Consider the following 10375-nt stretch of genomic DNA (forward strand, 5'->3'; position numbering starts at 1 on the left):
AGGATACATGGGGCACAGCTTTAGAAATTAATACAACAAACCAAGACAATCCATTGGAACAAAGTAATATCCGTTTTCAGGGGCAATATTACGATAAAGAAACAGGGTTACACTATAACCGCTATCGTTATTATGAACCGTATAGTGCAAGGTATGTGAGTAAAGATCCAATTGGGTTGAATGGAGGCATGAATAGCACTGTTTATGTGAATGATCCAAATCAGTGGGTGGATCCAATGGGATTGATGGCTAACAAAAGCGATAAACAAAGGAATCAAGAAATATTAGAGCGAATTAAACAACAAAGAAAAGGAATTGAGCAAGAGAATAAAAAATATAACGATTGGGCAAAATCATCTAATGAGCAAAATAGAAATGATTATGAACAACAAAAATTACAATTAGAAAAACAGAAACAGGCAGCGGAACTAAAGCGTATCATGCAAGGTGATGAATTTTATCGTGATGTGATTTGTGACAACATACCAAGCGCAAGACAGCCTGGCGGTATTCGTTCACAAGCAGTATTAGGCAAGAATGCCTATAGACATCTTTGCCCTGCTACAAATTCACAATTTATTGACTATCTAGTATGTAGTAGTAGCATAGGAGCGGTTGGAAAAACTGAAGTAATTAATTTACATAATGGGCAGATATGGTCATCACTAACAATGGATCCTATTGAAGCTGCAAAAAGCGTAAATAAGGCTCAATCTTATAAAAATAAATTATCATTGAATGATGTTGGAAAGAAATCAGTTAATAACAAATACAAGTTGGGAGGTGGAACCCTAGGTCAAGTTTCTAAAATTGTTAAAGAGATGGGGGGAGCAAGTTGTATGGCTGGGCATATTGTAAATAAAAATACGACTATGCCATTAGCTGAACAAACAGATGACTTCTTAGGCGGTTGGGCAGTAAGTGTATCAAGTGGAAAATTAGTGAAGGCTGGTGTTACAGTCCCTTTAAATGCTAGTACATTATCAGCAAGCGGTACTTTTGGAATTGAGGGTGGGGTTGGGTTTGGTTCTAATGGGGTTAGTTTTTCATATGGTGAAAAAAGTGAAAATTTCAGTCTATTTGATTTTGTTAATCAAATTAGAAAATAGAATTAAATAATATAAAGGATAATATATTGTGAAGAGAATAGTTTTTTTAATGATATTTATTATATTTTTACAAGCATGTAATGGTATAAATAAAGACAGTTCAAAAAATAATGAAATTAATGTTGAAAAAGAGATTTCTTATTTATTTGATGGCTATAATTATGATTTAAAGGTAGGTATGCAACGAGGTTTTGCAAATTACTATAATGTTTTTATTCGTAAGTCTGATTTATCCTTGTCTGATTTTGAAATGATAAAAAGTAAAATAGAGAAAAAATGGAAGTTGGTTTATACATCTGAGGATCAGTATGTGTTTTGTTATGATCGGTATAATCAAATGACAATTATTTATCCAGAAAAAATGGACTATTATGATAAGTTTGGGCAAAAATTATATATGAAATCTAGCTTGTTGGATCAATGGAATATAGGTGTTATTTATAAGAAAGAAGGAACGTCATATTGTAAGGATGTAAAATTTTAAACCAATAGATTTCTTGCGGAACTAAAATTTATTGCTTTTAATTTTATTAAGATATTGATTTTTATTTATTTTAAAATTTTAGTTAATCTAAGGGATAAAACATATTGTATAAATTTATTTTTTTAATAATTTTGAATCTATTTTTACAAGCATGTAATGATATAGATAGTTCTAAAAGCAATGAAATTAATGTTGAAAAAGAGATTTCTTATTTATTTGATGGCTATAATTATGAATTAAAGGTGGGTATGCAACGAGGTTTTGCAAACTACTATAATGTTTTTATTCCTAAGTCTGATTTATCCTTATCTGATTTTGAAATGATAAAAAGTAAAATAGAGAAAAATTGGAAGTTGGTTTATACATCTGAGGATCAGTATGTGTTTTGTTATGATCGGTATAATCAAATGACAATCATTTATCCAGAAAAAATGGAATATTATGATAAATTTGGTCAAAAATTATACATAAAATCTAGTTCTCTTGATAAGTGGGGGATAAGTATAAAGTATATAAAAGAAGGAACGTCATATTGTAAGGATGCTGAATTTTGAATGGTTTTTTATTGAGAAAACTAAAATCAACTTTGTATAAAATTTATGGATTTAAAATTTATAAAATATTCTTTTCTATACTAGGATTATCCTTTTTCTTAGTGTCTTGTGTAAATAATAATTCACACAAAAATAAGGTCGATATTCAAGAGTTTTCAAAATTGGTTTTTAAAGGGTATGAATATGAGTATGAGCCTGGGATAATGAAGCCTAATGCTGAAATGTCTAATATTTTGATATCCAAAGATAATATGAGTAAAGTTGAATTTTTTGGTGTTGAAGAAAAGATAATAAAAGAAGGATGGGTAAGAAAGGATGTTTATAATGGATTATATATATATTGTCATGGTATTTATAATAAATTAGGAATTTTATATCCAGATAAGAGTGAATATTTTGATAGAAGTGGAAGTAGAGTTGTTTTTGGTGATTTTAATGATTGGTTGATTTATTATGTATATAATGATGATAGTGTAAATGGTTGTAAGTAATTTGTACGGAGTTTTTATTTAAAATTATTAGAAGTATTTAAAAAAATATTTTTCTGGTGTTTAAATGAAATTTAATTCAAATATGAGGTGTAATATTTTGAAAATAGGTGAAAATATAAAAACACTGTTCTGTATTATTTCAACGGTTAACTTGATCGCTTGTACAACAGGTCTTAGACCAGATGATTCGGATAGATATCCTTTTGATGATAAAATGATCAAAATATTGGGTTCTGATGTTAAAATAAGAAATGCAATAAATAAATCGCAAACACAGATTTCTAATGTAGAAGTTTCTAAGGATTCAAAAAAACTTGATGAAATAATAAAGATATTAAAACAAGATGGATGGGTACTCAAAGGACAGGGTAAAGGCGTTGATACATATTGTTTAGGTAGGAATAATCGTATTAATATTGTAACTGCTAATTCAGGTCCTGTAATTGATTATCAAGGCTCAGTGTTGACTCCAGGAGATTTTTCTGTAAATGGCGTTGCGTTTATGTATCTAATTTCTGGTGTTGATTCCTGCAATTAATCTATTGATTTTAATTTTTTAAGTGTGGATCACTTTTTAAATCAGCTGTTTAAGGGGGAGCTGTAGTTAATAGTTTATATAATTGATAACTTTCAAATGAAATTAACGACTGATTTGGTATAACTCTTTGGAATTTTAGAGCAGGTCTAGCCCAACCCATAAATATAGATTGGTTAAATTTAACAACGCTAAAAGTAATTGAAACAGGGTTGAATACTCAGAAAGTAGGTTGGGATGGAGGGATATCTATTAATGAAAAGTCTGTTAATATATCTGAAGAATACAATAAAGTTAAAGTAAAGTTGAGTAAATAGTATGAAAATTAATTTTTGTTTATTATTAGTAATTTCTTTTTGCTTAGTAGCTTGTGGTGTTAATTCTAAAAAAACAGAAAATGTGCCAGTAATGATTGATTTTAAAAAAATTATGACAGTTTATTTTGGTCAATACCAACCGGTTTTTAAACCATCGATTATTCGACCAAATAATTCTTTGGCCACACTTCATATACCTAAAGAAAATTTGTCGAAAATCGAGATGAACGAAATTAGAAAGAAATTAAAATCTGATGGATGGAAAGAAGTCGAAAATTATGGTAATTATTCAGAATATTGTATAAATAAATATCAAAAAATAGCTATTTTATTTCCTGAAAATGAATTAGAAAAATCTAAAGATGGAGAGGAAATATACTATTCAGATAAAAATTCGTGGTCAATTTTTTTATATTATAATGACTCTGGCATAGATCACTGTAAAGCGTAAAAGTGAGAGAAGATTAAATGAAATGAATTTAAAATAATCAAACAATATTTTTTATTTATTATGATAGTAATTCGCAGTAAAAGTTAAATATATTTAACAATTGTGTACTTAAATGGTTTTGGTTTTCTATGGCCGATCAAAAAGCAGTAGCCGATCACAAGCAGTTAAAAAGAAATCAACAAATGCTTCCACGGGCTCCCTTAAATTTTGGAGGATTAAGATAAATGTCAGATGGGTTTATTTTATTTTTATTTTTATCATCACTGCTTCTCTATGTTATTTTATTCTGTATAGTTCGATTTTATTTGTTTAAATATTTTATTAGTAAAAATATTGCAAAAGATTATTTGGATTTCAACTTGAAAAGTTTTCAACATACTAAATATCTTTATAAAATAGTTTTTAAAAATTTTGATAATCGTGATTTTTATGCAAAAAGGCTAAAATTTTTATATTTCATACAGATTTGTTTTTTATTGATTTTTGTTTTTTCATTATTTTTAATGCTGAGTTGATTTATGAGATTATATGTTATTTTGTTTTTTTTAATGTGGTCTAATATTCTATATGCTAAATGTATTAAAGTTGATGATTTGAATGAAAAGAAAATAATTATAATGAGTTTATACTCTTTGCAGGGAAGTCAAAATAAAATTGATGAAGATATTCAAGAAATGAAAGGTTGTTATTATGTGGATATTCATATTTGATTGGAAAAGATAGATTGAAAAAATTATGAGCTTACTGAGTTTTATTTAAATAAATCCGCTAATTATTGTTTTTCACCAGCCCACTATTCACTAGGTTGTTTGTATTATTTACAAGGAAATTTAATAAGTGCTAAAAAATGGTTTACTTCGGCGAAGGAACTTGGGGATAATTTAGCTGCACATCAGTTAGGCACTATCTATAAAAATGAAAAAGAAACAGAAAAAATGATGGAAAATTTATTGTTTGCTGACAGTAATGGTTTTACACCCTCTATTACAGAATTAGGAGTAATTTATTATGATGGCACTTTAGTTAAAAAAGATTTAAAAAAAGCATTTAATTACTTTGAGAGATCTGCTTTAAAAAATGATCCATTAGCTCAAAATAATTTAGGATGGATGTATGAGCATGGTGAAGGAACTGCAAGGAATGTAGATAAAGCAGAATATTGGTATAAAATAGCTTCAGAAAATGATTTTAGTTTAGCTACTGAAAATTTAAAGCGCTTAAAAAATATTATTATTCAAAAGGGTATTACTACATTTTAGTAACACTATTATTTATAGTGATAAAACCGTCAAATCACAGACTATGGTTATGATGTTTTTGGCAGACGATTATTTAAGAATAACCAAACAGACCACAGCCTAACCTTATTTGGTTGGGATGGTGATCTAATGATATGGGAGTCATATCAAGCAAACCAAAATCAATCAAAACAGCAAGACTACACCAAACACTATGTCTATGAACCGAATAGCTTTGTACCACTATTACAGACAGGTTATGCTGGCTTTATTCAGTTGATAGAAACACCTGACTATCGTCAATTCCAAAATGTACCTTATTCGATTTATAAAGATCCTGTATGGAAAACTGAAACCAGAAAGAATAAAGCTGAATTAGAACGTGTTGCCTTTTATCACTGCGACCAAGTCGGTACACCACAAACCTTGAGTAATGAGTTAGGCGAGTCTGTTTGGGAAATCAAACAGGATACATGGGGCACAGCTTTAGAAATTAATACAACAAACCAAGACAATCCATTGGAACAAAGTAATATCCGTTTTCAGGGGCAATATTACGATAAGGAAACAGGTTTACACTATAACTGTTATCGTTATTACGAACCGTTTAGCGCAAGGTATATAAGTAAAGATCCAATTGGATTAGATGGAGGGTTAAATAATTCTGTTTATGTAAGTGATCCAAATCAGTGGGTGGATCCGATGGGATTGATGGCAAAGAGTGAAAAGGAAAAGATGGCAGCGAATAATGCTTCTGTTCTAAAGAATAAAGCAAATGAAACTCAGTTAGCTAAGAGTAAATGGGGCGTTACAAAAGTAAGTGATTATTGGATTGGTCAACAAAAAATTTATAATCAACCTGTTCCGAAAAATAAAAAAGAACCATATTCTGGTGGTTTACTAGGAGGATACAAAATCCCTTCGAAATACAATGACAACAAATCAAAATGTCCAAGTGGAAAATGTAATATTGAAATCGACTATTTAATTTGCGCTGGAAGTTATTATGTCGGGAGTGGAAGTGTAGGGCTGAATGTACACAATGGGAATATTTATGGTGGACTTGGGATTACTAAAGCAAGCTATGATAAATTATCTGGCAAATCTGCAATTGGTGCAGGTTGTTTAGGTTTTTCTTTGGGGCAGTTGGATTCTAAATTAAATAGAGCGACTTTGACAGATTCTGCAATGAGCGGAGAATCATTTGGTTTATCATACGGTGGGCCTTTTGGTTTAGCAGCAGGAGTTGATATGCCGATAGCAAAAGGTGGTAAAATTGCGGTTAACACAGGGGGTGGTTTTTCAACTCCTGGTGTAACATATTTTGATTTTTCACATAGTAAACATATTGGTAATACTAAAGATACAGAACCTTATGCAATAGGGCTGATGCGTTCATTTGGGGGATTATGATGAAAAAACTTATTTTACTATCAATTATTTCAACAATCTTGTTAGGTTGTAATGAATCAAAATTTGAACAGGGTCAAAGCTTAGAACAACTAGAAACTAAAGTAGATGTAAATAAAGCTAAGTATTTAAAAGAAATGCAGTACATTTTCTCAAATTATGATTTAGTTTTATATGATACTCAATCAGTTAGATCTTCAGATTTTTTCTATTTTATAGAAAGAATAGGTTTTTTTGATAATGAGATTTATTTGAAAGAGGTAAGACCAAGGCTTGCTCAAAAGGGGTGGGTCTTAGTTGAAAAGAATAATTTTAGTGAGCTTTTCTGTAAACAAAATCAAGCAATTGGTGTAACATTTCCAACTTATAAAAAAGAAATGGATGGAGTCAATACTGGTTATTTTACTTATCAATTTTATAAAAAAGTTTCAATAACTTTAAATTATACTACTGCTAAAAATAATATAAGCTGTGTGGTAAAAGATTAATAGTGGTGTTTACATTCAATAGCATACGATAAAAAAACTTTTATATACTAAATACAATTAGCTGTAGGAAAGTAGCAGTGGGATTAATAAGGGGGAATATATAGTATAGAGTTTCGCTTTGATGAAGTGGTAAATAGGAGTTAATAAAGCATTAGGTGGGTATTGTGAGAAATAGAGATGAATTAAGTTTAAATAGATCAGATTATAATGGTTTGAAATACTATTATTATATAGGTGTTTTTTTCTTATATTTTCTTTTTTATGTTTTAATTTCCTTACCTGATGAATCAATTTTAAGGTTTTTGGTTGCTTTAGTTATATTGATGATTATTCCTGGTCTTATTTCTTATGCAGGTTTATTTTTTCTTTCATACAATGTGTATAGCTATCTTGAGAGCAATAAATCATTCGATTCTAAAGGGAAATTTTTACTTAAAGTATTGTTTTTTTATCTTTATTTAGTTGTTGGTGTAATTATTGTTTTTTTCTCGTTTTATACACGATTCTATTTTTTAGCACCAATTTTATTTATATTTTATTTTTATTTTATAAGTATTAATATAAAATATTTAGTACCATCATACTCAAGATACTTAAAAAGGTAAAATATATTTCTGATCACGTTTTTTTTAATTTCTTGTGGTGGTAACTCGAAGTAAGAATTAAATATTTCTAAAAACTTAAATAATCCTGTAGGAATAACAACTTGGTTAAATTCAGCTGTAATAGGTGCTACCTCGGGAAGTATTGCTAAAGATGTATTCAAATCTGATAAAAAGGAGAAGAAATAAATTATGATTACACTAATCGCTGAGGTTATAATTAGTATTTTTATTTCTAACTTTAAATCAGAAGATCATCCTTATCTGATAAATTTTTTTAAAGGAATAACAATAGGTTTAATTGGATATTTTTTAGGAAATCTAGTAGGGTATATCGAAAATCATAAAGTTATGGAATACAGTAAACAAATTATTTTTTTATTGTTACACAATTTATAGGGTTTGTTTGTTTTATTTTTTTATCGATCGTTGACTTTTTAAATAGAGGCAATCATCGTAAATAAAAGTTTAACTTAAAATTATAAGTGTCGAAAATTAATAAAATGAGAATAATATTATCCTCATTTTATTTCATAAAGAGCATTATATTTGTAAGTAGTCCAAAATTATGTTGAAAGGGAAGAGTGTAGGCAACGATTATCACCTTTCATTGAACCAAAAATTTCACAGAGATAGCCTATACAAAATATCCAATTATCACCAATTGTTTGGGGAAATTGTTAATGAAATATTATTTTTTTTCTGAGAATATAAGTACAAGTTACATTTTTATAGGTTATTTGAAATTTAGTTATATGAACTTACATAGAGCTAGATTCGAAAATTCGTCATTAAAAAATTATATTTTTTTTCAATCAAATTTAAGGGGGGCTTTTTTTATTAATTGTGAAATAAATATGTGTAAGTTTATAAATACAAGTTTTTTAACTTTTAATGCATTGAATACTTAATTTCATATGTAAAATCATAGGAAATCATGATGTTAGAATTTTTTATTACTTTGCTGTCATCTTTTTTAAGAATTAAGAATTAAGAATTAAGAATTAAGAATTAAGAATAAACCCTATCTAACGTTTTTTTTAAGAACCATTATCATAAGTGTGATAACAGCATTGTTTTTAATTTTTTTCAAATCAAGCGATAAAGAGATAATGAAAAGTTTAAATTGGTTGGTTGGTTGTTCTTTATCTATTGGATTAGTCATAAGTTTTATTGCAGGAATATGTGAAATTGGAAGAGAAAATATTGAAAAATGAGTAATTAATTTATTCAGTTTTTTATTTTAAAAGTTGACATATATCTAATCGAGTCAAAAAACAATTTGAACACGATGAAGAAGGGTGCCTATTCAAACATACCGATAGCAAAGGCTTAATCACTTACCTACTGACTCAGGTGGATGACAGCAGATTAGGCAAATTAAATTACCAATACGATCAGATTGGACGTTCAATCAAAAGCCAAAACCTATTAAGACTGAAAGCTTTAGTTTTGATCCTGCGGGGAACTTGATTGATCCGATTGCCACACAAGCTGCACAAGTGAAAAATAACTTGATTAGCCAGTATCAAGGCAAACATTATAAATATGATGCACAGGGCAATGTGATTGAAACCACTCAAGCAGGTCAGACTTTAAAACTCACTTGGGATAACTTAAATCGTCTGATACAAAGTGACAACAATGGTCAAATTACTGATTATGGTTATGATGTTTTTGGCAGACGATTATTTAAGAATAACCAAACAGACCACAGCCTAACCTTATTTGGTTGGGATGGTGATGTGATGGTGTGGGAATCAGTGAAATCATCAAAAGTGCAAACTGATTATACTAAGCACTATGTCTATGAACCGAATAGCTTTGTACCGTTATTACAGACTGGTTATGCTGGCTTTATTCAGCTGATAGAAACACCTGACTATCGCCAATTCCAAAACGTACCTTATTCGATTTATAAAGATCCAGTATGGAAAACTGAAACCAGAAAGAACAAAGCTAAATTAGAACGTGTTGCCTTTTACCACTGTGACCAAGTCGGTACACCACAAACTTTAAGTAATGAGTTAGGGGAGTGTGTTTGGGAAATCAAACAGGATACATGGGGCACAGCTTTAGAAATTAATACAACAAACCAAGACAATCCATTGCAACAAAGTAATATCCGTTTTCAGGGTGCATGAGCAAAGATCGAGCACTGCTCGGTCTGAAGTGCAAGGATAAAGAAACAGGGCTACACTATAACCGTTATCGTTATTACGAACCGTATAGTGCAAGATATATGAGTAAAGACCCTATAGATTTATACGCAGGATTGAATCACTACAGTTATGTAATTAATCCAACTTTGTGGGTAGATGCTTTGGGATTGCAAGTAACCTATGGTGGAGAATTTATCGGTTTAAGTCGTCAAGCTTCAGCAAATTTAGAATACGAAGGTTATCGAAATTATGACTGTTGGATGAAGACAGGTGATATTTGTCGGTTGCAAGGTCCTCCGTTATTCGATTATGTTTATTGTTCGGGAGGGGTAGGCCCCTTTGCTTACGCAGAGATTACTAACCTACATAATGGTAAGGTATTTCAAGTAGGTGCATCATCTAGGCCAGATGTAAAAGGTGCTAAAGCGATAGGTAAGAAAGAGGTGGATCAGGAAATTTGAACAACACTTATAAGTGATATTTTGCTCCCCAAATGATGTTATAAACATCAATATATGGAGTATTTTATGGCAC

Annotated in this window: 8 protein-coding genes and 2 pseudogenes; all 10 read left to right on the forward strand. The window is 29.7% G+C overall.

What is annotated here, in order from left to right:
- Nucleotides 1-1109, forward strand: a 1109-nt coding sequence (locus ACG916_RS21120; RefSeq protein ID WP_419330219.1) for an RHS repeat-associated core domain-containing protein, incomplete at its 5' end; no start/stop codon positions are given.
- A gap of 28 nt (nucleotides 1110-1137) precedes the next feature.
- On the forward strand, nucleotides 1138-1593 hold the full coding sequence (locus tag ACG916_RS21125) for a hypothetical protein (RefSeq protein ID WP_419328238.1): 456 nt from the start codon (nucleotides 1138-1140) through the stop codon (nucleotides 1591-1593).
- Between the two features lie 104 nt (nucleotides 1594-1697).
- Entirely contained in the window at nucleotides 1698-2147 is a 450-nt protein-coding gene (locus ACG916_RS21130; RefSeq protein WP_419328240.1) for a hypothetical protein, read from the forward strand.
- Nucleotides 2144-2638 carry a hypothetical protein gene (locus ACG916_RS21135; protein ID WP_419330217.1) on the forward strand — a complete coding sequence of 165 codons (495 nt, stop codon included), beginning with the start codon at nucleotides 2144-2146 and terminating at the stop codon, nucleotides 2636-2638. Before ACG916_RS21130 ends, ACG916_RS21135 begins: the two co-directional genes overlap by 4 nt.
- Nucleotides 2639-2702: 64 nt before the next feature.
- Nucleotides 2703-3176 carry a hypothetical protein gene (locus ACG916_RS21140; protein WP_419328243.1) on the forward strand — a complete coding sequence of 158 codons (474 nt, stop codon included), beginning with the start codon at nucleotides 2703-2705 and terminating at the stop codon, nucleotides 3174-3176.
- A gap of 315 nt (nucleotides 3177-3491) precedes the next feature.
- Complete coding sequence (locus ACG916_RS21145) at nucleotides 3492-3941, forward strand: hypothetical protein (RefSeq protein WP_419328245.1); 450 nt, start codon at nucleotides 3492-3494, stop codon at nucleotides 3939-3941.
- An 809-nt stretch (nucleotides 3942-4750) separates the two neighbouring features.
- Nucleotides 4751-5200 (forward strand): tetratricopeptide repeat protein, encoded by a 450-nt coding sequence (locus ACG916_RS21150; protein ID WP_419328247.1) that lies wholly within the window; start codon nucleotides 4751-4753, stop codon nucleotides 5198-5200.
- A 24-nt stretch (nucleotides 5201-5224) separates the two neighbouring features.
- A pseudogene (locus ACG916_RS21155) lies at nucleotides 5225-5890 on the forward strand (RHS repeat-associated core domain-containing protein); the annotation flags it as partial.
- A gap of 701 nt (nucleotides 5891-6591) precedes the next feature.
- Nucleotides 6592-7077 carry a hypothetical protein gene (locus tag ACG916_RS21160; RefSeq protein ID WP_419328249.1) on the forward strand — a complete coding sequence of 162 codons (486 nt, stop codon included), beginning with the start codon at nucleotides 6592-6594 and terminating at the stop codon, nucleotides 7075-7077.
- Between the two features lie 1943 nt (nucleotides 7078-9020).
- A pseudogene (locus ACG916_RS21165) lies at nucleotides 9021-10302 on the forward strand (RHS repeat-associated core domain-containing protein); the annotation flags it as partial.
- Between the last annotated feature and the right edge of the window lie 73 nt (nucleotides 10303-10375).

It is taken from the genome of Acinetobacter legionensis, assembly GCF_048552295.1.
Classification (GTDB): domain Bacteria; phylum Pseudomonadota; class Gammaproteobacteria; order Pseudomonadales; family Moraxellaceae; genus Acinetobacter.